The sequence below is a fragment of the Knoellia sinensis KCTC 19936 genome, from assembly GCF_000768705.1.
Classification (GTDB): Bacteria; Actinomycetota; Actinomycetes; order Actinomycetales; family Dermatophilaceae; genus Knoellia; species Knoellia sinensis.
Genome location: NZ_AVPJ01000003.1, coordinates 80,122 through 104,507, shown reverse-complemented (window position 1 = coordinate 104,507; position 24,386 = coordinate 80,122). Strand labels below are relative to the sequence as shown.

The 24,386-nt window shown below is 68.1% G+C and carries 23 protein-coding genes; 7 read left to right on the top strand and 16 right to left on the bottom strand.

The window, feature by feature from the left end; genetic code table 11:
* Positions 1 to 16: 16 nt before the first annotated feature.
* Both N802_RS19335 and N802_RS05135 read right to left on the bottom strand, forming a co-directional pair.
* A complete protein-coding gene (locus N802_RS19335; protein WP_084071892.1) occupies positions 17 to 1,960 on the bottom strand; it encodes a cell wall-binding repeat-containing protein in 1,944 nt (647 codons plus the stop codon).
* A 139-nt stretch (positions 1,961 to 2,099) separates the two neighbouring features.
* The gene (locus tag N802_RS05135; RefSeq protein ID WP_052109456.1) at positions 2,100 to 2,762 is read right to left on the bottom strand and encodes an LmeA family phospholipid-binding protein; all 663 of its coding nucleotides are present in this window, start codon (positions 2,760 to 2,762) and stop codon (positions 2,100 to 2,102) included.
* Positions 2,763 to 2,955: 193 nt separating this feature from the next.
* On the opposite strand from N802_RS05135, the gene N802_RS05130 reads away from it, so the two are divergent.
* Positions 2,956 to 6,048: a pullulanase X25 domain-containing protein gene (locus N802_RS05130; RefSeq protein WP_035913813.1), complete on the top strand. Its 3,093-nt coding sequence runs from the start codon at positions 2,956 to 2,958 to the stop codon at positions 6,046 to 6,048.
* 16 nt (positions 6,049 to 6,064) lie between these two features.
* Here the strand turns inward: N802_RS05130 and N802_RS05125 are convergent, their stop codons facing one another.
* From N802_RS05125 to N802_RS05110, 4 genes are read right to left on the bottom strand one after another with little or no spacing between them, the layout of a single operon-like run.
* The gene (locus N802_RS05125; protein ID WP_035913812.1) at positions 6,065 to 7,438 is read right to left on the bottom strand and encodes an NAD(P)-binding protein; all 1,374 of its coding nucleotides are present in this window, start codon (positions 7,436 to 7,438) and stop codon (positions 6,065 to 6,067) included.
* Positions 7,439 to 7,493: 55 nt separating this feature from the next.
* The gene (locus N802_RS05120; protein WP_035913233.1) at positions 7,494 to 8,090 is read right to left on the bottom strand and encodes a dihydrofolate reductase family protein; all 597 of its coding nucleotides are present in this window, start codon (positions 8,088 to 8,090) and stop codon (positions 7,494 to 7,496) included.
* 44 nt (positions 8,091 to 8,134) lie between these two features.
* Positions 8,135 to 9,424, bottom strand: a complete 1,290-nt coding sequence (locus tag N802_RS05115) for an MFS transporter (protein ID WP_035913231.1) — start codon at positions 9,422 to 9,424, stop codon at positions 8,135 to 8,137.
* Positions 9,421 to 10,032, bottom strand: coding sequence for an ArsR/SmtB family transcription factor (locus N802_RS05110; RefSeq protein WP_035913229.1), 612 nt, complete (start codon positions 10,030 to 10,032; stop codon positions 9,421 to 9,423). The genes N802_RS05115 and N802_RS05110 overlap by 4 nt, the downstream gene beginning before the upstream one ends.
* Positions 10,033 to 10,326: 294 nt before the next feature.
* Here N802_RS05110 and rplM point away from each other — a divergent pair, with 294 nt between their 5' ends.
* The 3 genes from rplM to glmM all read left to right on the top strand — a co-directional run bounded on the left by rplM (position 10,327) and on the right by glmM (position 12,832).
* On the top strand, positions 10,327 to 10,770 hold the full coding sequence (gene rplM / locus N802_RS05105) for a 50S ribosomal protein L13 (protein WP_035913226.1): 444 nt from the start codon (positions 10,327 to 10,329) through the stop codon (positions 10,768 to 10,770).
* A complete protein-coding gene (rpsI, locus tag N802_RS05100) occupies positions 10,770 to 11,291 on the top strand; it encodes a 30S ribosomal protein S9 (RefSeq protein WP_035913223.1) in 522 nt (173 codons plus the stop codon). The genes rplM and rpsI overlap by 1 nt, the downstream gene beginning before the upstream one ends.
* A 191-nt stretch (positions 11,292 to 11,482) precedes the next feature.
* Positions 11,483 to 12,832 (top strand): phosphoglucosamine mutase, encoded by a 1,350-nt coding sequence (gene glmM / locus N802_RS05095; RefSeq protein ID WP_035913220.1) that lies wholly within the window; start codon positions 11,483 to 11,485, stop codon positions 12,830 to 12,832.
* 77 nt (positions 12,833 to 12,909) lie between these two features.
* Here glmM and N802_RS05090 read toward each other — a convergent pair whose 3' ends face one another.
* The 4 genes from N802_RS05090 to N802_RS05075 form a co-directional block, all read right to left on the bottom strand.
* A complete protein-coding gene (locus N802_RS05090; protein WP_052109455.1) occupies positions 12,910 to 13,785 on the bottom strand; it encodes an amino acid ABC transporter ATP-binding protein in 876 nt (291 codons plus the stop codon).
* 2 nt (positions 13,786 to 13,787) lie between these two features.
* The gene (locus N802_RS05085; RefSeq protein WP_035913217.1) at positions 13,788 to 14,615 is read right to left on the bottom strand and encodes an amino acid ABC transporter permease; all 828 of its coding nucleotides are present in this window, start codon (positions 14,613 to 14,615) and stop codon (positions 13,788 to 13,790) included.
* A 97-nt stretch (positions 14,616 to 14,712) separates the two neighbouring features.
* The gene (locus tag N802_RS05080; RefSeq protein WP_052109454.1) at positions 14,713 to 15,546 is read right to left on the bottom strand and encodes an ABC transporter substrate-binding protein; all 834 of its coding nucleotides are present in this window, start codon (positions 15,544 to 15,546) and stop codon (positions 14,713 to 14,715) included.
* A 159-nt stretch (positions 15,547 to 15,705) separates the two neighbouring features.
* Positions 15,706 to 17,073: a GH1 family beta-glucosidase gene (locus N802_RS05075; protein ID WP_035913214.1), complete on the bottom strand. Its 1,368-nt coding sequence runs from the start codon at positions 17,071 to 17,073 to the stop codon at positions 15,706 to 15,708.
* 46 nt (positions 17,074 to 17,119) lie between these two features.
* On the opposite strand from N802_RS05075, the gene N802_RS05070 reads away from it, so the two are divergent.
* Both N802_RS05070 and N802_RS05065 read left to right on the top strand, forming a co-directional pair.
* Entirely contained in the window at positions 17,120 to 17,548 is a 429-nt protein-coding gene (locus N802_RS05070; RefSeq protein WP_035913808.1) for an Ohr family peroxiredoxin, read from the top strand.
* A gap of 2 nt (positions 17,549 to 17,550) precedes the next feature.
* Positions 17,551 to 18,213: an SDR family oxidoreductase gene (locus tag N802_RS05065; protein WP_035913211.1), complete on the top strand. Its 663-nt coding sequence runs from the start codon at positions 17,551 to 17,553 to the stop codon at positions 18,211 to 18,213.
* Positions 18,214 to 18,219: 6 nt separating this feature from the next.
* On the opposite strand, the gene N802_RS05060 is transcribed toward N802_RS05065, so the two are convergent.
* The 5 genes from N802_RS05060 to glpX all read right to left on the bottom strand — a co-directional run bounded on the left by N802_RS05060 (position 18,220) and on the right by glpX (position 23,370).
* Positions 18,220 to 19,068: an MOSC domain-containing protein gene (locus N802_RS05060; RefSeq protein ID WP_035913210.1), complete on the bottom strand. Its 849-nt coding sequence runs from the start codon at positions 19,066 to 19,068 to the stop codon at positions 18,220 to 18,222.
* A 119-nt stretch (positions 19,069 to 19,187) separates the two neighbouring features.
* Positions 19,188 to 19,703, bottom strand: coding sequence for a beta-class carbonic anhydrase (locus N802_RS05055; protein WP_035913207.1), 516 nt, complete (start codon positions 19,701 to 19,703; stop codon positions 19,188 to 19,190).
* Positions 19,700 to 21,427, bottom strand: coding sequence for a fumarate hydratase (locus N802_RS05050; RefSeq protein WP_035913202.1), 1,728 nt, complete (start codon positions 21,425 to 21,427; stop codon positions 19,700 to 19,702). The genes N802_RS05055 and N802_RS05050 overlap by 4 nt, the downstream gene beginning before the upstream one ends.
* Positions 21,420 to 22,370 (bottom strand): PfkB family carbohydrate kinase, encoded by a 951-nt coding sequence (locus N802_RS05045; RefSeq protein ID WP_035913199.1) that lies wholly within the window; start codon positions 22,368 to 22,370, stop codon positions 21,420 to 21,422. Before N802_RS05045 ends, N802_RS05050 begins: the two co-directional genes overlap by 8 nt.
* Before the next feature lies 1 nt (position 22,371).
* The gene (gene glpX / locus N802_RS05040) at positions 22,372 to 23,370 is read right to left on the bottom strand and encodes a class II fructose-bisphosphatase (protein WP_035913195.1); all 999 of its coding nucleotides are present in this window, start codon (positions 23,368 to 23,370) and stop codon (positions 22,372 to 22,374) included.
* Between the two features lie 156 nt (positions 23,371 to 23,526).
* Between glpX and N802_RS05035 the strand changes: the two genes are divergently transcribed.
* On the top strand, positions 23,527 to 24,111 hold the full coding sequence (locus tag N802_RS05035; protein WP_035913191.1) for a DUF4245 domain-containing protein: 585 nt from the start codon (positions 23,527 to 23,529) through the stop codon (positions 24,109 to 24,111).
* A 12-nt stretch (positions 24,112 to 24,123) separates the two neighbouring features.
* Here N802_RS05035 and N802_RS21000 read toward each other — a convergent pair whose 3' ends face one another.
* Positions 24,124 to 24,381, bottom strand: coding sequence for an exodeoxyribonuclease VII small subunit (locus N802_RS21000; protein WP_052109453.1), 258 nt, complete (start codon positions 24,379 to 24,381; stop codon positions 24,124 to 24,126).
* Between the last annotated feature and the right edge of the window lie 5 nt (positions 24,382 to 24,386).

Genomic DNA, 24,386 nt, shown 5'->3' with positions numbered 1-24,386 from the left:
TGGGAATTGCGTTGTGTCAGAACCACTTCGCGAAGGACTGGTAGCGAGAGAAGCCTGCACCGACATCCATGGTGCCGCTGGCCCACTGGCCCTTGCCCAACCAGCCGTAGGACCACTGGAAGGTACCGACGGGGCCTCGGTATTCATTGGTCGCGTTGGGGTGGCACATGTGCGCGCAGTAGCGGTCGACCCAGTCCCCGAAGGCGCGACCCGGCGCGGAGTGGCCGACGGGTGCGTACTGGCTTCCGGGCAGGCCGAGGTCCGTGGTGCTGACGACTCGGTGCACGGTGCGGTGATCGCTGTTCGTGTATTGCGAACCGGTGCCGGTGGCGTTGTAGTAGCCGCCCACGACGACGTCCCCCTCAAGGGCCGTGGGGAAGAGGGCGGCGCGCTGCAGCCGAACGTTCTCCAACGCCCACAGGACCTCATCAGGGGCGATGCTGCCCATGTCGAACGCGATGAGTGCACTGTTGGCGCCCACTGCCACGTCGAAGTAGTCGGCTGTCGCGGTCGTCAGGTTCTCACTCTTGTGCGTGGGTGTCGGGAGGAGCCGACCGTCGAACGTCACGGGGACGCCCTTGCGGCGGACGAAGCGTGGAGTCTCGGCCAGGCCCGACTTCGTGAGGTGCTGGACCCAGCTGTCGAGTCGCTGCTGGCGACACTTGTTCGAGTACAGGGTGCCGATCGGCTGCGGTTGGGGGACGTACTCGAGGTGCGACCACGGGTTCGAGACGGGCTTGCCGTTGCACGCGATCGTGGTCTCGCCGCGGGTCAGGACGATGAAGACGTCGTAGCGGCCGGGATCGGGCCGGGCCACCGAGATGGACGACATCTCGTCGTCCGGGTGCACGATGACGTTGTAGCGCAGCACCCGACCGGATTCCGGTGTCCACCAAGAGACGCGACGCCCCGAGTCGACGGTGGCACGAGGCGCGGAGCTGCCGCCGCCATCGAGCAGCAACGGGCTCCGCTGCGCACCCGCAAGCGCGCCGGCCGCGAGGGCGTCCGGGAAGTTCTTGCCGGTCGCGAGCACGAGTGCTGGGGTGGTGGGCGCGAAGACGCGGTTGCTCACCGCGGCCGCGGTGTCGAAGCGGCTCGTGCCGGACAGCCGCTCGACGGTGCCACCGGTCGCCTGCCGGATCTGGCTCACGACTCGGTCGCTCACCACGCCCGGACCGCCCACGACGAAGGTGCGGGCCGGCTTGCGCTGGCGCAGCTCGGCGGCGGTGGGGGCCGAGAGGTCGGTGCCTGCCGTGAGCAGCAGCGGGGCTCCGAGTCGGGCTGCTGCCGGACCGGCGCTGAGGGCGTCGGGGAAGTTCGCACCGGTGGCGACGAAGGCGTTGTCGGAGCTCTCCGGGGTCAGGCGTGAGACGGCAGCCGCCGTCTCGTAGCGGCTGCCACCGGCAATGCGCAGCACGCTGGCCTGAGGCAGGATCTCCTGGATCTGCAGAACCACACCTTCGGAGACGGCGCCCGGGCCGCCGATGACGTGGACGGTGGTCGGTTCGAGCCTGATGAGCTCGTCCTGAGTGGGGAGGGGCAGCGACTGCGATGCGGTCAGCAGCAGGGGAGCCTCGCGCCCACCGGCGACTGCCGAGGCGGCCAACCCGTCGGGGAAGTTCTCACCGGTCGCGATCAGGACCTCATCGGCGCCGGACGGCCAGCCTGTGCTGGCCACGGCAGCCGCTGTGGCGTAGCGGCTCTGACCGGCGATCCGCGTCTCGACGCGGTCGGTCGCGTGCGCGACCTCCTGGGAAGCGTTCTGCGAGACCACGAGTGGGCCACCTGCGACGTAGAGGTGGCCGGCGGAGCGGTTCTCCGAGGACGTCGCGGCCGGCGCCGCGGCGGTCGTGGCCCGTGCAGCGGAGGGCGCAGCGGAGGCGGCGGTGGCTCCGGCGGCCAGTGCCAGGCTCAGCGCACCGGCTCCGACCACTCCCACGCGTCGTCGGGCACGGCTCATCAGACGGTCTCCTCGCAAGCTTTCGGGCCCGCACACGAGCAGCGACGGTTCCCTGCTCGTCACCCCGTCGTGCGCGCTCGGAGGGAACTATAGGCGGGTCTGGACCGCCCGATTCACCGTTCGGGAAATTCCGCCCGACTCAGCGGGAGATGTGCACGTCATTTCCGCGCAAGTGGGCCTGGAATCCGTCAGGGCGGACCGACACCGAAGTGAGAGCCATGCCGTCCGGGACTCCTTGCACCGTGTGCCGAATCGTCACGAGCTGGCGGACGATGGCGGACGCGGCGCTGTCGAGCCAGTCGGGGCCGTCGAGGTCGATGGTTTGGGGCGTGATGACCAGCTGGCCACCCTCGGCTCGAACCCGTCCGGTGGCGCGCACCTGAATGTCGCGGCCCAGCGCGCTCACGGTGCGACGCAGCCCGGTGAGCCCGTCGTCGGCGGCGTACAGCTCCACGCCGTCTCCGATTTGCGACGCAGCAGTCTCGAACGGCAGCGCCGCGTCGATGTCGAGACGAGTGGCGCGCAGGCCGTCCTCCGTGAGCGTGATCCCCGTGCCGACGGCGGTGACGTCCTCGAGCCCCCCGTCTCCGGTGACGACCTGGGCGCTCGTGAGCCGAACGTCCCCGAGCCACGTCTCGCCCTTGCCAAGGTCGGTGGGAGCTGATGGGCGGGCGGTAGGACTCGCGGACGGGACGCGGACGTCAGACCCAGACCCGGGGCTGCCCACGGACCACACCAGGACAAGGGCAGCGACGACGATGGCCACGAGGGTGGTGGCGGCGCCCAGCACGAACTGCTTCACCCCCGACATCCTGCCTTGTGTGGCCCAGTGCGGCCGCTGGCTCGCGCTGGGGCACGCAAGGCGAGGTTTGGGGTTGAGGTAAAGCGTTTACGCAGATAGCCTCCTCCCAGTTCTTTGTGACTGCGCCGTCGGTCCCATGAGAACTACGCCCGGGCACCAACGGTGGTGTCGCGGCGACTTTGGAGGAGCAACGATGCCCAGTCCACGCCGTCTGTCTGCCGTCGCTGCTGGTGCCGCTCTCATCGCCGCACCCCTCGTGGGAGCCGTTGTTCCCGCGGCAGCCGAGACCGTGTCCGTCGCCCTCGTGGGATCGCTTCAGTCCGAGCTCGGGTGCCCCGACGACTGGCAGCCGGACTGCAACGCCACGGACCTGGCGCGCGTCGGCGACACCACGGCATACACGAAGTCGTTCACGGTCCCCGCTGGGACCTACGAATACAAGGTCGCCCTCAACGACTCGTGGGACGTCAACTACGGCGCGGGCGGTGCCCTGGACGGTGCCAACCTCCCGCTCGTCCTCGAGGGTCCGGCAACGCTGAAGTTCACCTACGACGACGTCTCGCACGTCGTGAGTCTCACGGCGGAGGGCGTGGGTGGCGGCACCACGGCCGCCGACGCAGCGCTCGCGAAGGACTCGCTGAGGTCGCCGCTCACCCGCGAACGGTTCTACTTCCTCATGGCCGACAGGTTCGCCAACGGTCGCACCGACAACGACCGCGGTGGGCTGACCGGGGGCCCGCTCCAGACCGGGTTCGACCCGACGCACAAGGGCTTCTACCACGGCGGCGACCTCGCCGGCGTGATGAGCAAGCTCGACTACATCAAGGGACTGGGCACGACGGCCATCTGGCTCACGCCGAGCTTCAAGAACAAGCCTGTCCAGGGGAAGCCGGGTGAGGAGAGCGCCGGCTACCACGGCTACTGGATCACCGACTTCACCCAGATCGACCCTCACCTCGGCACCAACGCGGAGATGAAGGCCCTCATCGCGGCGGCGCACAAGAAGGGCATGAAGGTCTTCTTCGACATCATCACCAACCACACGGCCGACGTCATCGACTACGAGGAGCAGCAGTACACCTACCGGTCGAAGCGGAGCGCGCCCTACAAGATGGCCGACGGCACCGTCTTCGACGACCGCGACTACGTGAACGAGACGTTCCCCGAGATGGACCCGGCGACGTCGTTCCCGTACACGCCGTTCTTCCACGAGGGTGACGAGGACGCCAAGACGCCGGCGTGGCTCAACGACCCGCTGATGTACCACAACCGCGGCGACTCGACGTTCGCCGGCGAGTCCTCGACCTACGGCGACTTCATCGGGCTCGACGACCTCTTCACCGAGCGCCCCGAGGTCGTCGAGGGCATGGGCGAGATCTACAAGACGTGGGTCGACCTCGGCATCGACGGCTTCCGCATCGACACGGTCAAACACGTCAACATGGAGTTCTGGCAGAAGTTCATGCCCGATCTGCTGGGGCACGCAGCCAAGAGCAACGAGGACTTCTTCGCCTTCGGTGAGGTGTTCGACGGCAACCCGGCGGTGATGTCCGAGTACACGACCCGCGGCAAGCTCCAGGCCACCCTCGACTTCGGCTTCCAGCAGCAGGGCGTCGACTTCGCCAAGGGCAACTCCGCCAATGTCCTCGCCGACTTCTTCGCCAAGGACGACTGGTACACCGACGCGGACAGCAACGCCTACCAGCTGCCGACCTTCCTCGGGAACCACGACATGGGCCGCGCGGCGATGTTCCTCAAGGAGGTGAGCGGGGACGAGGCGGAGCACCTCGCCCGCGTGAAGTTCGCCGAGTCGCTCATGTTCGCGACGCGCGGCCAGCCAGTGACCTACTACGGAGACGAGCAGGGCTTCATCGGCACCGGCGGCGACCAACTGGCGCGCGAGGACATGTTCGCCAGCCAGGTCGACATCTACAACACCGAGGACGTGCTCGCCGGGCCGGAGGGGTCACGCGACCGCTACGCGACCGACCACCCGCTGTATGAGCACATCCGGGCGCTCGCCTCGGTGCGAGCCAAGCATCCGGCCCTCGCCGACGGTGCCCAGGTCCTGCGCCACGCCGCCGACGGGGCCGGCATCTTCGCGGTGTCTCGGGTGGACGCGGGCAACAAGGTGGAGTACGTCGTGGCCGCCAACAACGCGACGTCGGCTCGGACAGCGTCGTTCCCGACGTGGAGCAAGGGCAAGGGTGTGGTCTTCACTCCCGTGTCCGGCACGGACACTGCTGTGAAGCCCGCAGCCGACGGCTCCTTGTCGGTCACGGTGCCACCGCTCACCGTGAGCGTGTGGCGGGCCAACAAGCCGATCTCGACCGCCGGTGCGGCTCCGACGATCGAGCTGTCGATTGGTGATGCCAACACGGTGGCCGGTCGTGCCGAAGTCGCGGCGGACGTCGCGGCGAGCACCTTCGCGCAGACGACCTTCCTCTACCGGCCGCTGGGAACCACGCAGTGGCGCACGATCGGGACCGACGACAACGCACCCTTCCGGGTGTTCCACGACGTTGCCGGTATGCCGGTGGGCTCGGTGCTCGAGTACCGCGCGGTCGTGCGTGACGCGGCCGGGCGCGTGGCCGCCGACTCGACGTGGGCCTCGGTCGTCACCGAGTCCACCGGTGGCTCGACAGAGGGCGAGATCGGGGACCCGTCGGCGACCCAGCCGGGTGCCGTCGCGGTGGCCGGAACCCACAACTCCGAGATGGGCTGCCCGGCGGACTGGGAGCCGTGGTGCGACAACGCCCAGCTCACGCTCGACGCGGACGACCAGATCTGGAAGAAGTCGTTCACGGTGCCGGCCGGACCGTACTCCTACAAGGCCGCTCTCGACCGCGCCTGGACCGAGAACTACGGCGAGAGGGGTGTGCGTGACGGCGCCAACATCTCCTACGAGACCGACGGCACCGTGTCGTTCTACTACGACCCGACGACGCACTGGGCGACGTCGGACGAGGAGACCGACATCGTCACGGCGCCGGGGTCGTTCCAGTCCGAACTCGGCTGCCCGGCCGACTGGTCCCCGGACTGCATGCGCCCGTGGCTGCAGGACAAGGACGGCGATGGTGTCTTCACCTGGGCGACGACGAGGATCCCCGCGGGCTCGTGGACCTTCAAGGTCGCCCATGGGCTCTCGTGGGATGAGAACTACGGCGACGGCGGTGTCCCGAACGGCGGCAACCTCACCGTGACCGTGCCGAGTGACGGGGCAAGGACGAACTTCGCCTACGACTCGTCGACGCATCGCACCACGGTGACGAGCACCAGTCCGTGAACGGCGTTTCGTGCCGCTAGTCCATCCCGGCCAGTTGCCGCATCCGGGCCAACCCCGGCTCCATGAACTGTCGGAACCGTTCCTGTGTCGCGGACAGCTCCGGCGACACCTGCCGCGCTGCTGAGACAGCGGCGGGATTCAGCGGGACCTCGTTGGACCACGTCCGCAGATCGGGGGCGGAGGTGAAGGCGAGTGACGCGAGGGTGCCGAGCACGTTCATCCGCGGCCAGTCCTCCATCGTGTTGGAGTACGGCGAAGGCGGGCAGAGCCGGTTCTTCTCCTCATCCGAGTCGATGGTGGCCTCCGCATAGCCGGCCAGGGCCGCGCCGAAGCAGGGGAACCCGGTTCGGATCGGCTGGAGCGTGATCTCCGCACTGCCCCAGATCGGCACGAGAGGTGAGTACTGGAGTCCTGATGCAGCGCAGTGCACGACGACGGCGTCGCGAGCGATGGCGGCGTCGCCGTCCTCGAGCGAGAGTCGTCCGGATTCGACGCCACGGACGTGTCCGAGCCGGATGACGTCCTCGATGGTGCGGAGTTCGTCGAGTTCCCACTGGGCGAGTGTGGGCGTCTTGGCCATCGTGGGCATGACCGACGGGTCGATCCGAAGCATCACGCCCGCTGCTTCCATCCGCAGGAAGAGGTCGGTTGGCGAACTCGCGAGCGAAGCCGCCTCGAAGACGTCCGCTCCCAACCCCCAGAAGATCACCGGGTCGGGCTGGACCTTCGCACGGTTGAGCATCCAGGGGTCGCGCGATCGGACCCAGCGGATGGCGTCCGGGTCGACCCCGTTGCCGAGCAACCAGACGCAGGCGTCGGTTGCGGTCTTCCCGGCGCCGACGATGACGTACTGAGAGGCGGCCTCGCCGAGGGAAGCCAACTCGTTGACGGCCACCACGCGAACTCCGTCGCCCACTCGGAAGGGTGGCTCGGTCCGTGCGGGGATCGTGGGGGAGAGGTGGTGAGCGTTGACCACGCGACCGCGGACCACGTACTCCCGACCCGACAGCAACGAGACGAACCGGCCCTCGCCCCGATAGTCACAGGCCGGCATGAACGACACCTGGCCGGAGGACTGCAACCGCTCGCGCAGCACGCGGTCGTAGTACGCACAGACCTCCGGGGCACTCGCGCGCTCGGCCAGCCCGGCCTCGGGGCCGTCGCTCTGCAACCGCCCGCCGCCGAGCAGGGTCGAGGCCACGCCATAGAAGGCCGACGCCTGGTGGAGTCGGACGAAGGGATAGGCGTCGAGCCAGTGCCCTCCGGGGCCGTGTCGGCGGTCGATGATGACCACGGAGGCGTCGGAGTGCTCGGTCAGGGCGTCCGTGAACGCCATGCCCGTCGCACCAGCGCCGACGACGAGGTAGTCGGCCTCCAGCCGTTGCACCACAGAGCCATGCTCTTCCTCGGCCGCCACTCGGTCAATGAGGGAGGTCGCGTCGGCGTCAGGCTTCTGGGTTGACGGCGTACCGCAGGCGGACGAGGTCGGAGCCCTCCCATCGGTGGGTGTCGAGCAGCCGGAATCGAGCTGGCCCGGCGGCCTCGAACGCCGGGACGCCCCCGGCGCCAACGATCCCGGGACCGAACATGAGGTGGAGCTCGTCGACGAGGCCGTGTGCCAACAGGTCGTTCCAGAGCACGTGGCTCCCGAAGATGACGATGTCGCCGCCGTCCTCCTCAGCGCGCAACGCACGCACGACCTCGTGCGCCTCCGCGCGCGGGACGATCCGGGTCGAGTCGGCCCAGGGACCGGTCTCATCGGACGTGAGGGTGTCGGAGACGACGACCTTCTCCATCGCCGAGTTGAGCGTTGAGATCTCTCGCTCGAGTTCCGGTTGGTCGGCGTCGTCCTTGATGCCGGGCCAGTAGTCCACGAATCCCCGATAGCTCGTTCCACCGAGAAGCAGCGTGCTCGCGCCGCGCAGCAGTTCGGCGTTGTTCTCGCTGAACCCGGCATCGAACGGCATCACCATGACGTTGCCGCCCGGCCCGCTGAAGTGCCCGTCGAGAGAGACGATTTCGCTGACGATGACCTTGCGCACGATGTGCTCCTTGGGTTGTCGTCAATTCACCGTATGCCGTCCGCTCACGTCTGGGTCGGAGTCACCTCTGCGTTCGCGACCCGCTCCGTGGACGAGCGTTCGCGACGGCGGGCAGGCAGGAAGCAGGCGAAGCCGAGGGTGCTCACCACGCCGGCGACGATCATCGCGGTGGAGATCGAGGTGCGCGCGGCGAGGAGGCCGAGCATTGGGCCAGCGATGGCGCCGCCGGCCTGCATCACGAGGGAGCTCATCGACAGGACGGTCGCGCGGTTCTTCGACGACGCCTCGCGGTGCATGAGTCCCATGTAGGCAGGACTCGCGGCGCCATGCATGGTGTAGGTGAAGAGGTAGGCGATCAGGAGTGCCGCGGGCCCGAGTGCCAAACCCATGGCGACGACCCCGAGTCCGTTGATGACGCGTCCGAGGATGGCGGCTCGGACCAGTCCGAGGCGATCGGCGAGGCGTCCACCCAGCCAGGAGCCGAAGGAGAACAGGGCCCACCCACCGGCGGCGGCCGGCCCCATCCAGACACCCGCACGAGCCTCGGAGCCGAGGAGTTCGGCCAGCCGCAGCGGCATGAGCGTCTCGTAGGCCATCATCCCCGTCACCCAGAACACCTCGACGAGGACGAGGTTGCGGAGCACCCTGTTGGAGCGCAGCAGGCTCAGGCCGTCGCGGACGGCCCCGGGGGTGTCGCGCACCGACGAGCCGAGACGCGCTCGGAGGCGCCCCTCACTGCGAGGCGTCTCGCGCAGGAGGGCCATCGTGGCGACGAGATGGACGACGCACAGCGCGACGAAGACCTGGATCGGCAGCAGGAGCGCACTGGAGTCCTTGAAGGGATGCCACGCGACCAGTGCCCCCGACACGAGGGCGCCACCGCCCATGCCGACGCCCACCAGCACGCCCTGGATCGACATCGCCCCGTGCACGTCGCTGCCGGGGTCGCGTTCGTGGACGGTGTCGACGTACCACGCCTCCAGCGGACCGGAATCAAGGGCGCGGTAGACCCCCATGAGTCCGGCGGCGAGCGCGAACTGCCAGAACGACTGCGCGAACAGGTAGGCGATTCCGGCGACGATGTTGACGACCCCGGCGGCGAGCAGCACAGGTTTGCGTCCCAGGACGTCGGCGAAGCCGCTCGTCGGAAGTTCGAGCAGCAGGACCATGAGGCCCTGCGCGGTCATGAAGAGCGTGATCTGCTCGATCGAGAGCCCGCGCTCGAGGGCGACGAGGGCGAAGATCCCGACGACGAAGCCCACGGGGAGCCAACGCGTCGTCGAGAGAAGGTAGAAGACGCGCTTCGCTGCCGCGGGGGAGAGTGAGGTGCTCATGAGTCCTCGCCGCGGGGGATACGGTCGAGGTCGAGCGGATACGTCACGTTGTAGACCGCCAGCCGACGTGCGGCCGGATTGCCCTGTCCCACACGGCGATAGCGGTCGATGACGGCGTAGATCTCGGTCCTCATCGCTTGGAGCTGGTCGGGTGTCGCGATGACATAGGAGTCGCTCATCCCCGCGGCGTCGCGCCAGGCGCTGGGCCAGGCGGCCTCGACGTCGAGCCACTTCTCGAACTGCTCGGCGAAATGGCGCGTGTAGTCGCGCACGAGCCAGTTGAGTGCCGTCTCGGAGTCCTCATCGCCTGCGAAGTCGCTCGGCTCGTACTGGTGGCTCTCGGTGGCTGCTCGCCACAGGCGCCGCTTGCCCTCGCCCTCACCGGTGTCGGCGACGAGACCGACGGACTCGAGTTTGCGCAAGTGATAGCTCGTCGCGCCCGAGTTGGTGCCCAGCGCACTCGCGAGGGCGGTCGCGGTGGCTGGCCCGCCGCGCCGCAACGCGGAAAGGAGCCGCGACCGCAGGGGGTGGGCGAGCACCTTGAGTGACCTGGCGTCGAGCCGTAGGCCGGTCAGGCTGGTGTTCGTTTCGGGTAGATCAGAACTCATGCATGCACAATACCTATGCACACTGTGTTTGCACAACTATTCTGTATGCCGTTGCCAATCCGGTGTTTGCGCAGGTCAGCCCTTGTTTTGGGTCCCTTCGCGGTCGATTTGGGCGAGGGGGGAGGGATCCGTAAACTTGAGAACTGTTGTGCCGTGCGCCCTTCTCAGGGTGGCCCGAGAGAGCGAACCGCGAGGTTCGACCCTGGCGGGAGCACACGGCATACCCCTGAAGTCGTGAACTCGACCCGAGCGCGACCGCAGGTTTCCCGTTCCATCCACACGTTAGGTAACACCGTGCGTACCTTCTCCCCGAAGCCGGGCGACATCTCGCGCCAGTGGCACGTCATTGACGCCACTGACGTCGTGCTCGGTCGCCTCGCGAGCCAGACCGCGACGCTCCTCCGTGGCAAGCACAAGGCCACCTTCGCCCCCCACATGGACATGGGCGACTTCGTCATCATCATCAATGCCGACAAGGTGGCCCTCACCGGCGCCAAGGCCGAGCAGAAGAAGGCCTACCGCCACTCCGGCTTCCCGGGTGGTCTGCGCAGCCGCAACTACGTCGAGATGCTCGACAAGTTCCCCGAGAAGGCCATCGAGAAGGCCGTCCGCGGCATGCTCCCGCGCACCTCGCTGGGCCGTCAGCAGCTCACGAAGCTCAAGGTCTACGCCGGCTCCGAGCACCCCCACTCCGCCCAGCAGCCCAAGCCCTTCGAGATCACCCAGGTGGCCCAGTAATGACCGAGAACACCAACCTCGACACGACCGAGGCTGACTTCGGCACCGACGCTGACGACCAGGAGATCACCGAGTACACCTCGGAGTCCTCCGAGGACGTCGCCGCTGAGCCGGCCCGCCGCCCGTCCGCGTCCGCCCCCGGCGCCGCGACCGGTCGTCGCAAGCAGGCCGTGGCCCGCGTGCGCATCGTCCCCGGCACCGGTGAGTGGAAGATCAACGGCCGCACCCTCGAGGCCTACTTCCCCAACAAGGTCCACCAGCAGATCGTCAACGAGCCCCTCAAGGTGCTCGAGCTCGACGGCGCCTACGACGTGCTCGTGCGCGTCCACGGCGGTGGCCCCTCCGGCCAGGCCGGTGCCGTGCGCCTCGGTGTTGCTCGCTCGCTCAACGGTGTTGACGAAGAGCTGAACCGTCCCGCACTCAAGAAGGCTGGCTTCCTCACCCGTGACGCCCGCGTCCCGGAGCGCAAGAAGGCCGGTCTCAAGAAGGCCCGCAAGGCGCCTCAGTACTCCAAGCGCTGATCCTGGCGCTGCGGCGGCTCACCAGCCGTCGACAGTAGACAAAGTCCCGTGTCGCGAGTTCGCGCGCGGGACTTTGTCTACTCTCGACTGCTTTGCCGGTATGCCGTCCGCACCCCTTGCGGGGGTAGGTTGTCTCGTCGGTCCCTTTCGGGCCGGTGAGCTGAAAGCACGACGAAAGGCACGGCATACCCATGGCACGACTGTTCGGGACCGACGGGGTCCGAGGACTCGCGAACGTCGACATCACGGCCGAGCTGGCCATGCAACTCGCGGTGTCGGCGGCGCATGTCCTGGGCGCCGAGGCGCGGGCGGCCGGCCGCAAGCCCAAGGCCGTCGTGGGGCGCGACCCGCGTGCGTCGGGCGAGTTCCTCGGTGCGGCGGTCGTCGCCGGTCTGGCGTCTGCGGGCGTCGACGTGCACAACGTCGGCGTGTTGCCGACTCCCGCCGTCGCTTTCCTCACCTCCGACATGGACGCCCACTTCGGGGTCATGCTCTCGGCGTCGCACAACGCCATGCCCGACAACGGCATCAAGTTCTTCGCCGCCGGTGGGCACAAGCTCCCCGACGCGGTCGAGGACGAGATCGCTGCGGGGCTCGATCGCGTGTGGGAGCGCCCCACGGGCGCCCAGGTCGGCCGGGTCCACCAGAACCGTGCCGGGCAGGCGCGCTATGTGGCGCACCTGCTCGAGTCCATCCCGAACAACCTCGACGGACTCACCGTCGTCATCGACGGCGCGCACGGCGCGGCTTCGTCGGTGTCGCCCGAGGTCTTCCGCCTCGCCGGCGCCGAGGTGATCGAGATCGGCACCGAGCCCGACGGGCTCAACATCAACGACGGCTACGGGTCCACCCACCTCCAGCACCTCAAGGACGCCGTCGTCGCCAAGGGGGCCGACATCGGCATCGCGCACGACGGCGACGCCGACCGCTGCCTGGCCGTCGACGCCGAGGGCAACGAGATCGACGGGGACCAGATCATGGGCATCCTCGCCGTCGACATGAAGTCGCGGGGCGCGCTCCACGAGGACACCCTCGTGGCCACGGTCATGAGCAACCTCGGCCTCATCCAGGCGATGGAGCGCGAGGGCATCAAGGTCAAGCAGACGGGCGTGGGTGACCGCTACGTCCTCGAGGAGATGCGCGCGTCGTCGCACACCCTGGGCGGGGAGCAGTCCGGCCACGTCATCCTGCTCGAGCACGGCACGACCGGCGACGGCGTGCTCACCGGGCTCATGCTCGCGGCCCGCATGGTCGCGACCGGCAAGACCATCGCCGAGCTCGGCACCGTCATGACCCGACTTCCGCAGGTGCTCATCAACGTCAAGGGCGTCGACAAGGCCCGCGTCGAGACCGACGAGGGCGTCCAGGCGGCGGTCGCCGAGGCAGGCCAGCAGCTCGACGGGACCGGACGGGTGCTCTTGCGCAAGTCGGGCACCGAGCCGGTGGTGCGCGTCATGGTCGAGGCTGCGTCCGCAGAAGAGGCCCAGGAGGTCGCCGACCGCCTCGTCACGGTCGTCAAGGACCGCCTCACCCTGGCCTGACCGCGACTCGAGAGTAGACAAAGTCCCGCCCCCGTTCGCCGGGGGCGGGACTTTGTCTACTCTCGACGGTTGGCCGGTCAGCCGCCGCTGTAGTGGCCGTGGGTGTCGGCGGGCTTGACGAAGTTGTCGGCTGCGACCTCGCCGACGTGGCGCTTGGCGTATGCCGCGTCCTCGGCTCCCGCGTCGACGTGCGTCGGGTCGAGCACCCGCTGCAGGAAGGTCTTGGTGCGCTCCTCCTGCGGGTCGCCGATGACCTGCTCCGGGTCGCCCTCCTCGACGATGACCCCACCGTCCATGAAGATCACGCGGTCGGCGACTTCTCGCGCGAACGCCATCTCGTGGGTGACGACGAACATCGTCATGCCGTCGTTGGCCAGGCGCCGCATGACCGAGAGGACGTCACCGACGAGCTCGGGGTCGAGGGCTGACGTCGGCTCGTCGAAGAGCATGAGCTTGGGGTCCATCGACAGGGCGCGCGCGATGGCGACCCGCTGCTGCTGGCCACCGGAGAGCTGAGCGGGGTAGGCGTCGGCCTTCTCGGACAGCCCAACCTTTTCGAGGTTCTCGCGCGCCTTGGCCTCTGCCTCGGCCTTGCTCCGCTTGAGCACGGTCATCTGCGCCATGGTGCAGTTGCCGAGGACGGAGAGGTGCGGGAAGAGGTTGAACTGCTGGAAGACCATGCCCATGTTGCGGCGGATGGCGTCGATGTCGCAGTCCGGATCCGTGACCTCGTCACCGCCGACCTTGATGGAGCCGCTCGTCGGCTCCTCGAGCAGGTTGATGCAGCGCAGGAAGGTCGACTTGCCCGAGCCGGACGGGCCGATGACACAGACGACCTCGCCCTGCTTGATGGTCGCGTTGAGCCCCTGGAGGACGTGGTTGCTGCCGAACGACTTGTGGAGGTCCGTGACCTCGACGATCGCGGCCCCGGTGCGGGTGCTGGATGCGGTCATGCTCAGCGCTCCTTCTTCTGACGGGCTTCCATCCGGCGCACGAGATATGACAGCGGGAGGGTGATGATGAGGTAGCAGAAGCCGGCGACCACGAGCGGCGTGAGGTTGACGTTCGAGCTCGAGAGGTCGCGGCCGTACTTCGTCAGCTCGTAGCCACTGGCCGAGAGGCCGAGGACGTAGACGAGCGAGGAGTCCTTGACCAGGAGGATGACCTCGTTGGTCAGCGGCGGGGTGATGATCCGGAACGCCTGGGGGAGGACGATCTTGCGCGTGGCGGCACCGGACGGCATACCCAAGGACCGCGCCGCTTCGATCTGGCCCTTGGGAACGGCCTGGATGCCTGCGCGGATCGTCTCGGCCATGTAGGCCGACGCGACGAGACCGAGGGCGACCCAGACGGTGCCGTAGGGGTCGAACGGGATGAGCAGGCCTTCGAACGCCAGGGGCAACAGGCTGAAGGCGATGAAGACCACGATGGCCGGCAAACCCCGGAAGAACTCGATCCAGGTCGACGCAATCCACCGGTAGGGGGCCACCGACGACAGGCGCATGAGGGCGAGGATCGTGCCGAGGATCAGGCCGATGACGAACGCACCGGCGGTGTAGATGATCGTGTTCTTGAGCGCGTTGGGCAGGCCCTCGGTGAGGGTCAGTTTGATCATGTCGGTGCGGAAGAAGGCGCTCTGGATCTGCTCCCAGTTCGCCGTGAGCGCGAAGACGACCAGGACGATCGCCAGAAGGGCGTACTGCGCCCAGCGGATGCGTTGCGCGCGTTTGCGCGGGGACAGCTTCTTCTTGGTGGGTGCTTCTTCAGTGATGGTCGTGCTCATGGGTCCTCCTGCCGACCGACGTGTGGACTCGGGGCGCACACGCCGAGGGCGGCGGGCCGGTCGAAACCGTACCGCCGCCCCCGACGTAGCGGAAGGGTCACTTCGGGGCGTCGACCCCGAACCACTTCTTGTAGATCGTGTTGTAGGTGCCGTCAGCCTTGGCTTCCTTGAGGGCCTCGTTGGCGGCGTCGATGATCTTCTGCGCGTTCGGGTCGTCCTTCTTGACCATCAGGCCGTACTGCTCGCCCGTCTCGAACTCGGTGACGACCTCGGTCGTGGGGTTGTCCTTGACGTAGTCGAGGAGGGGACCGTTGTCGTTCACGGCGCCGTCGACGCGGCCGGCGAGGACACCGGCGAGCTGGGTCGGGAGGTCCTCGAAGACCACCGGGGTGTAGCCGTTGGCGGCCTTGTTCTCCTCGGCGTAGCTCTGACCCGTGGTGTCGGTCTGGACACCGAGCTTCTTGCCCTTGAGCCCGGCGAGGTCCTTGATGCCGGAGTCCTTCTTGACGATGAGGGCCTGGGTGGCCTCGAAGTAGGGGTCCGAGAAGAGGACGGCCTTCTTGCGCTCGTCCGTGATCGTCGTCGCGCCGTAGCCGATGTCGCACTTCTTGGCGGCGAAGGCGGCACCGGACGTGATCGTCGCGAACTCGATGTCGACGACTTCCTGCTCGAGGCCGAGCTTCTTGGCGACGAGGTCCGTGAGGTCGACGTCGAAGCCGACGACGTCGGCGCCTTCCTTGTGCTCGAACGGCTTGTACGAGAGGTGCGTGCAGGCCGTCAGCTTGCCGTCGGCGACGGTGGTGACGCCGCTGGCGTTGGTGGCGGCGGGCTCTGCGTCGCCGTCGTTGGAGCCACAGGCCGCGAGGCCCAGGACGGAGACGAGGGCCACGGCGGCGAAGGTGCCGGCCCGGCGGGTGCGTGAGGTGCTCACGGGTACTCCTTGGTGACTGTTGATGTTGTCGACATACGAGCGACTGGCGCCGACCCTACCCACCGCACCCGGGCTACCGGCGAAAACGGCACCGAAAAGCCCCCGAACCGTGACCTGATCCTTCTCCCCGACATCGTTCAGGGCACGTTCAGGTGTCCTTCAGGAATGGTGGGAACTGATGATCCGCGCGTACTCCCTCCCCGAGTCCTTGACCGTGCGTTCCTGGGTGTCGTAGTCGACGTGGACGATGCCGAAGCGCTTGTCATAGCCGAAGGCCCACTCGAAGTTGTCCATGAGCGACCAGGCGAAGTAGCCGCGGACGTCGGCGCCGTCATCGATCGCCTGCCGCGCGGCGTCCAGATGCGAATGCAGGTATGCCGTCCGCTCACCGTCGTGGACCGCCTTGCCTTCCGGGCCGGTCTCGACGACATCGGGCCAGGCCGACCCGTTCTCGGTGATGTAGATGGGCAGGCCGGACTCCTGGGCCGAGCGCATGATGATGTCGTGGTGCCCCTGGGGTGAGATCTCCCAACCCATGTCTGTGAGCGGGGGGCGGGGGGCGACGTCCTCGACTCCGTCGCACCCCGGGAGCAGGTGCTTCGCACCTTCGGCGTGACGCACACGTGTGGGGAAGTAGTTGTTCACCCCGAGGTTGTCGAGCGGTGCACTGATGGTCTCGAGGTCGCCGTCCTGGATGAAGGCATGGTCCGTGAGGTGCGAGGTGTCCTCGAGCATCCCGTCCGGGTAGGTCCCGTGGAACAGGGGCGAGAAGAAGATGCCGTTGTACGCGTTGTCGGCCCGGCGAACGGCGTCGAGGTCGGCCTCCGTGGGCTCGTCCGGCCCCCACACCTGCGACGGGTTGAGGGTGATCGACACTTCTGCCTCGGGACAGTTCTCACGGATGACCGGCACCGCCGTGCCGTGGGCCAGCATGAGGTGGTGGGCGGAGACGAGGCCCTCGACCGGGTCGGTGTGCCCGGGGGCGTGCTGGCCGATCGAGTAGCTCAGGAACGAGGAACACCAGGGCTCGTTGAGGGTGGTCCAGTTGGTCACGCGATCGCCCAGGGCGCCGACGACGGCTGCCGCGTAGTCGGCGAACCAGTCCTTGACGTCGCGGTTGAGCCACCCACCCCGGTCATCGAGAACTTGGGGGAGATCCCAGTGATAGAGAGTGACGAAGGGGCGAATCCCATTGTCCAGCAACGTGTCCACGAGTCGGGAGTAGAAGTCGATCCCAGCCGGGTTGATCGCGCCCGTGCCCGTGGGTATGACCCTGGGCCACGCCACTGAGAACCGGTAGGCGTCGAGGCCCAACTCCTTCATCAGCGCCACGTCCTGCGGCATCCGTCGGTAGTGGTCGCACGCCGGCTCGCCCGTGTCCTTGTTGGCGACCTTGCCGTCGATCTCGCAGAACGTGTCCCAGATCGAGGGGGAGCGGCCGTCCGCGGTCGTCGATCCTTCGATCTGGAAGGACGCCGTGGCTGCGCCCCACAGGAAGCCCTCCGGAAACCTCGTCTGGAACGTCATGACGCAACGCTAGCCCTGTCCGGGCGGGTGGGGCAGGGTGTTCTCCATGCCCCACGAAGCAGTGAACGAGACCTTGTACACGATCGCCGCGACCGCCAAGGGCGGGCGCGCCGGCCATGTCACGAGCGAGGACGGAGCGGTCGACCTCCCGCTCGGCAAGCCCGGGAGCAAGGCCAACCCCCGGGCCAACCCCGAGAGCTTGTTCGCGGCCGGGTTCGCGGCCTGCTTCGGCAACGCACTGAACAGCATCGCGAGACACCAGGGCCTCGACACCACCGAGTCGACGGTGACCGCGAAGGTCACCCTCGGCAAGACGGACACGGGCGTGGGTCTTGCGGTCGAGCTCGAGGCCCTCGTCCCCGGCGTGGACGAGGACACGGCCCAGGCGCTCATCGCGGCCGCGCACCAGGCGTGCCCCTACTCAAAGGCGACCGCCGGCAACATCGACGTGACCGTCACCGGACGGGCGGTCTGATCATGGCCACGGTGACGATCATCGGCGGGCACGGCAAGATCGCGCTTCGCCTGGCGCGGCTGCTGTCCGAGCGCGGACACAAGGTCACCTCCTGGATCCGCAACGCGGCTCATGCTGGCGACGTCAGGGACGCGGGCGCGGCCTCGGCGGTCCTCGACGTCGAGTTCCTGTCCATCGACGAGATGTCGGACGCACTGCGCGGGGCCGACGTTGTCGTGTGGTCGGCGGGGGCAGGAGGCGGGAACCCCGAGCGCACGGTGGCGGTCGATCGCGAGGCGGCGATCCGCTCCATGGAGGCTGCCCTCGAAGCGGGCGTGGCGCGCTACGTCATGGTGTCCTACTTCGGTGCCGGCCCGGATCACGGTGTGCCCGAGGACAACGCCTTCTTCCCCTACGCCCAGGCCAAGACCGATGCCGACGCCCACCTGAGCTCGACTGACCTGTCCTGGACGATCCTCGGACCGAGCACTCTCTCCGACGAGGCCGGCACGGGCCGGATCGAGGTCGGGGGCGAGGGCACTGGTGTCAGGGGCGCGAAGGTGACTCGGGACGACGTGGCGAGCGTGGCGGCATACGTCATCGAGCACCAGGGTTTCGAGGGCAGGACGATCCTCTTCAACAACGGTGAGACGCCGATCGCGGAAGCGCTCGACTCCCTCCGCTGACCTGGATCAGTCGGCCAAGACCCGATCCCCGAGGCGCACCGCGCCGGTGTTGTCGGGGATGAGTTGGATCGCGAACCATGTCGTGCCGTCCCAGCGACGGTGGCGCGACAGCGTGCGTATCGGCTCCTTGGACGTGGCCAGGGTCACGGGGTCGATCGTCGTCATGACGCAGCGATCCACGGGCTTCGCGACCCGGAAGTCGACGTCGCCGAGTCGGACGCGGCCCCACGAGTCCTCGACGAAGGCGTCGAGGTCGCCGTCGATGACGACGTTGGGGCGGAACCGCTCGATGGGCATGGGGTCGGGCTGCGTCTCGCCGCGTTCGACCGCGCCCTCGGCGATCCAGTCGTTCAGCTGGGCGAGCGAGCGCAGGCTCGCGAGCGTCACCGGATAACCATCCGCGTATGCCGTGTGGTCGCCTTCTCGGCTGAACGCCGGGTTGAGCGCCCGGCGAGTGGGGTCGACGCACCGCACGAGCCGCAGCCCGGGCCGACCGACGACTGCGCTGATCCAGTCGTCCGCCTTCCGCGACACGAGCAACCCGGTCAGGTCGTGCCGGTGCAGCCGCACCGGGACCTCGTCTCCCTCGGCGTCCCCGACGAGGAGGTCGTCCACGCCGTCGGCACGCAGCCTGAGCCCGCCCGCGAGCGTCGGGTCGGTCGCGGGGACGTCGGCGGTGATGGCAAACAACCTGTGCACCTCGCGTGCCGACACCAACTGCCCATCGGTGTCGACCACCATGAAGCGGCGATCACCCGCGAACCCAGCAGGTTCGACGAACACCGACTCAACAGCCCGGATCGCCGTGCTCTTGACCGGATGCACGTTCAACCCGACAACCCGCGGTGACGACACTGGTCAGGCTCCCACGGCAATGCGCGGAAGATCGAACACAGTGCGAGGCGTGCGTTCGCGACGAAGGAGCGACTGAGCGCGCGTCGTATTGTGTCCGATCTTCACGAGGTCGGCAGGACTCAAGCCCGACGGTCGAGCAGACCAGAGTCGACGTCGTAGATGAACCCGCCGACCGAGATCGTGTCCGGGATGAGCGGGTGTGAGCGCACGGCCATGACGTCGGCCTTGAGCGCGGCCTCCTGGTCGGGGATCACGTGGAAGCCCTGCCAGGACGCGTCGGATCCGGCCTTCTCGCCGATGATCTCGCGCAGCTCCACCTCGGAGAACTTCGTCATGGCGCAGCGGGTGTGCGGGACGACCAGGATCCGCTGAACGTTGAGCAGGTGCACGCCGAGGACGAGCGCCTCGAGCGCAGCGGCGGTGACGCGGCCACCGGGGTTGCGGAAGATCTTGGCGTCACCGGGCTGGAGGCCGAGCATCCCGAGCGGGGCGATGCGTGAGTCCATGCAGGTGACGATGGCGACACCTGCATGGGCGATTCCGTCGAACCCGCCGAAATCGAACTGCTGCGCGAAGGTGCGGTTGGCGGCGAGCAGATCGTCGAACTCGGTTGTGGCAGTGGGGTTGTCGTTCACAGCAATCCTGGTCTCTTCGGGATGGTCATGGCCATCGGCTTGGTGACAGAGGCGAAGAAGTCATTGCCCTTGTCATCGACGACGATGAAGGCGGGGAAGTCCTCGACCTCGATCTTCCAGATCGCCTCCATGCCGAGCTCGGGGTATTCGAGCACCTCGACACTCTTGATGCAGTCCTGGGCAAGACGTGCAGCGGGTCCACCGATTGAACCGAGGTAGAAGCCACCGTGAGACGCGCACGCCTCGGTGACCTGCTTGCTCCGATTGCCCTTGGCGAGCATGACCTTGGACCCACCGGCCGCCTGGAACTGCTCGACATAGGAGTCCATGCGACCGGCCGTGGTCGGGCCAAAGGAACCGGACGGCATACCTTCCGGGGTCTTCGCCGGACCGGCGTAGTAGACGGGGTGGTCGCGCAGGTAGTCCGGCATCTCCTCGCCGGCGTCGAGGCGCTCCTTGATCTTCGCGTGGGCGATGTCGCGGGCCACGACGAGCGGTCCCGTGAGCGAGAGTCGCGTCTTGACGGGGTAGGCGGTCAGCTCGGCGAGGATCTCGTCCATCGGCCGGTTGAGGTCGACCTCGACCACGGCACCCTGGCCGGTGGAACCGGCGCCGGTCGCGTCGTCGTCGTGGGCCTCGAGGGCGTCGTGCGTGGTGTCCGGGAGGAATCGCGCCGGGTCCGTCTCGAGCTGCTCGATGAACACGCCCTCGGGCGTGATCTTGCCGAGGACCTGTCGGTCGGCGGAGCAGGAGACGGCGATGGCGATGGGGAGCGACGCACCGTGCCGGGGGAGGCGGATGACCCTCACGTCGTGGCAGAAGTACTTGCCGCCGAACTGGGCGCCGATGCCGAACTCACGCGTCAGTTCGAGCACCTGCTCCTCGAGTGCCGTGTCGCGGAATCCGTGGCCGGTGGCCGCGTCGCCGCTGGTCGGGAGGGCGTCGAGGTACTTGGCGCTCGCGTACTTGGCGGTCTTGAGTGCGTACTCGGCGCTCGTGCCGCCGATGACGATGGCCAGGTGGTAGGGCGGGCAGGCGGCCGTGCCCAGACCACGCAGCTTCTCGTCGAGGAATCGCATCATCGACTCGGGGTTGAGGACGGCCTTCGTCTCCTGGAAGAGGAACGACTTGTTGGCCGAACCGCCTCCCTTGGCCATGAAGAGGAACTTGTATGCCGTCTCGTTGCCCGGGGCGGTGTCGCTGTACATCTCGACCTGGGCCGGGAGGTTGGTCCCGGTGTTCTTTTCCTCCCACATCGTGACCGGCGCCATCTGGCTGTAGCGCAGATTGAGCCGGGTGTAGGCGTCGTGGACGCCCTCGGAGAGGGCGCGCTCGTCGTCACCCTCGGTGAGCACATGCTGGCCACGCTTGCCGATGACGATGGCAGTGCCGGTGTCCTGGCACATGGGGAGGACACCACCCGCGGCGATGTTGGCGTTCTTGAGCAGGTCGAGCGCCACGAACTTGTCGTTGTTGCTCGCCTCGTCGTCGTCGAGGATGTTGCGCAACTGCTGGAGGTGGGCGGGTCGCAGGTAGTGAGCGATGTCATGCATCGCCGTCTCACTGAGGAGGCGGAGCGCCTCGGGAGCGACCTGGAGGAACTGGCGCCCCCCGGGTCCGTCGACGACTTCGACCCCTTCGGTGGTCAACTGCCGCCAGGGTGTGTCGGGGGAGCCATTGCCGCCGGCTCCCGGCAACAGGTGTTCGAAGGCGAAGTCAGCCATGGTCCTCGTCGATGTCCTCTCGGGTTGGTGCGTAGGCGCCAGCGTGCCCCACAGTGATCGCGCTCGTTGCAAGTGCCCGACTGATGGCACCCTCCACGTCCTCGCGTGCCGCCGACGCGAGGCGATCGCGCGCCTCGGCGCCGAGCAGGCCGGCGTCGAGCAGGCCGGAGATGAGGCCAGCCATGAACGAATCGCCCGCTCCCACGGTGTCGACCACGGCGTCGGCCGTGGCGGGCGCCTCGACCGTGTCACCCGTGCTGGTGAGGTGCCACGTCACGCCGTGGCCAGCCCGGGTGATGACGGTCAGCCCGGGACCCAGCCCGGACCAGAGCGCGAGGACCTCGGGAAGGGACGCGCCGGCATACAGCCAGGACACGTCGTCCTCGCTGGCCTTGACGACGTCGCTGAGCCCGACGAGCTCCTCCACGCGGGTGCGGACCTCGTCGACGTCGCCCATGATCGTGGGACGGACGTTGGGGTCGTACGACGTCGTCGCGTGGGTGCGTGCCTCGGTGAGGGTTCGGGTGACAACGTCGGCACCCGGGGCGAGGGTCGCCGCGATCGACCCTGTGTGCACGTGGCCCGCGCGGTCCAGCGCCGGGACCGGACGCGGGTCCCACGCCAGGTGGAAGTTGTAGACCGCTGCCGCGGCGTCGTCCAGGGTCGCGATCGCCGTCGAGGTCGGGTTGTTGCCCGCGTCGAGGTTCTCGACGGTGACGCCATGGGACTTCAGGTATTCGTGACAGTGCAGCCCTTGGTAGTCGTCGCCCAAGGTCGTGGCGAGGACTGTGTGGTGGTCGAGCCGGGCGAGGCCCATGGCGACATTCGCCGGTGACCCCCCGACGTGCTCCTCGACCGCACCGTCAGGGGTGTGAACGATGTCGATGAGCGTCTCACCGACGACCAGCACCTGCGGCTCGAGGACACGTCCGGCGGTGGTCATCTCAGGCGGTGCCCTGGGGGAGGCCGGCGGTGCGGTCGAGGACGTGGTGGCTCTCGATGACCCGCACGGTGCCGGACTTGCTGCGCATGACGATGGAGTTGGTCGTCGCCCTACCTCGGGAGTAGCGCACGCCCTGGAGCAGCTCGCCGTCGGTGATGCCGGTGCCGACGAAGAAGCAGTTGTCGGAGGTCACGAGGTCGTCGGTCGTGAGGACCTTGTCGAGGTCGTGGCCGGCGTCGATCGCCTTCTGGCGCTCGTCGTCGTCCTGGGGCCACAGACGTCCCTGGATGACGCCGCCGAGGCACTTGATGGCGCAGGCGGTGATGATGCCCTCGGGGGTGCCACCGACACCGAGCAGGAGGTCGATGCCGGTCGTCTCGCGCGCCGCGGAGATGGCGCCGGCGACGTCGCCGTCGGAGATGAGCTTGATGCGGGCGCCGCTGTCGCGGACCTCCTGGGCGAGCTTTTCGTGGCGGGGACGGTCGAGCATGACGACGGTGACGTCTTCGGTGCTCTGCTTCTTGGCCTTGGCGATCCGGCGGACGTTCTCGGCGGCAGGCAGCCGGATGTCGACCACGTCGGCGACCTCGGGACCCGCGACGAGCTTGTCCATGTAGAAGACGGCGCTGGGGTCGTACATCGAGCCACGGTCGCTCACGGCCATGACGGCGATCGCGTTGGGCATGCCCTTGGCGGTCAGCGTCGTGCCGTCGATCGGGTCGACCGCGACGTCGACCTCGGGGCCGGTCCCGTCGCCGACCAGTTCGCCGTTGAAGAGCATGGGCGCGTTGTCCTTCTCGCCCTCCCCGATGACGACCGTGCCGCGCATCTCGACGGTGGAGATGAGTGCGCGCATCGCCTCGACGGCGGCGCCGTCGGCGCGGTTCTTGTCACCTCGCCCGACCCAGCGGCCGCCAGCCATCGCAGCGGCCTCGGTGACCCGGACGAGCTCGAGCGCAAGGTTGCGATCGGGGACGTTCGCGGACGGGGCGTCGGGCATGAGGAACCTGTCTTCCTTTGGCGCGGTGGGTGTGACCCCCGCGGACCGATCTGGACCGTGGTGGACCCGGCACAGCGTGCGTGCGGGATCCTGCGGGCCTGACTCTATCGCCGACCCGATAGGGGGATTCGCACGGTCATCAGCGACCATGGAGGGGTGAGCACCACGCCCGAGAGCACGACCGACCTGCCGGCCTCCCCACCCCGGAGCCGCTACTCGATGGGCTCGGTCCCCAACATGGTGCGGTCACTCGTGGTCATCGGCGCGCTCATGGCGCTCATCTTCTTCATGACTCCGCGCGTCAACAACCTCGGCGGACCCGTGGTCGACGTGCACGGTCCGGCCGTGAGTGTGGCGGAGGACAGCGGGTGGCCCATCTCCGAGGCCGTCGACCTGCCGAAGGAGTGGAAGACGACGAGCGCTCGCTACGTCAGGGGAACCGACGGACTCATGACCTGGCACGCGGGCTACCAGGCGCCCTCGGGCAACTACGTCGCAGTGGAGCAGACGCAGGACGCGACGCGCGCGTGGGTCGAGGCCCAGATCAACCGGGCGCGACGGGTCGGCGAAATGCAGGCTGCGGGCATCACGTGGGTGAAGTACGAGCGTGGGGCCAAGGTGCAGAACAGCCTCGTGGATCGTCGCACCGAGCCGGGCGAGTTGACCACGCTCCTCACGGGCACCGCCACGTTCGAGGAGATGGCCTTCTTCGCCGAGCACCTCGAGCCCGTCACCCGCTGACGCCGGCCCAGATCAGTCCTTGAGCTTGGCCTCGGCCTCATCGAGCCACTGGGCACAGTGCGCGGCCAGTGCCTCGCCCCGCTGCCAAAGCCCCATGCTGTCCTCGAGCCCGACCTGACCACCCTCGAGCCGGGCGACGATGTCGACCAGCTCGTCGCGAGCGGCCTCGTAGCTCATCTCCGCGACGTCAGCGTTGGCGTCGGTCGCCGGGGCGTCGACGGCCGCGCCGTCTGCGTCGGCGGTCTCGGGCTGCGGGATGTCCTTGGCCATGCGTT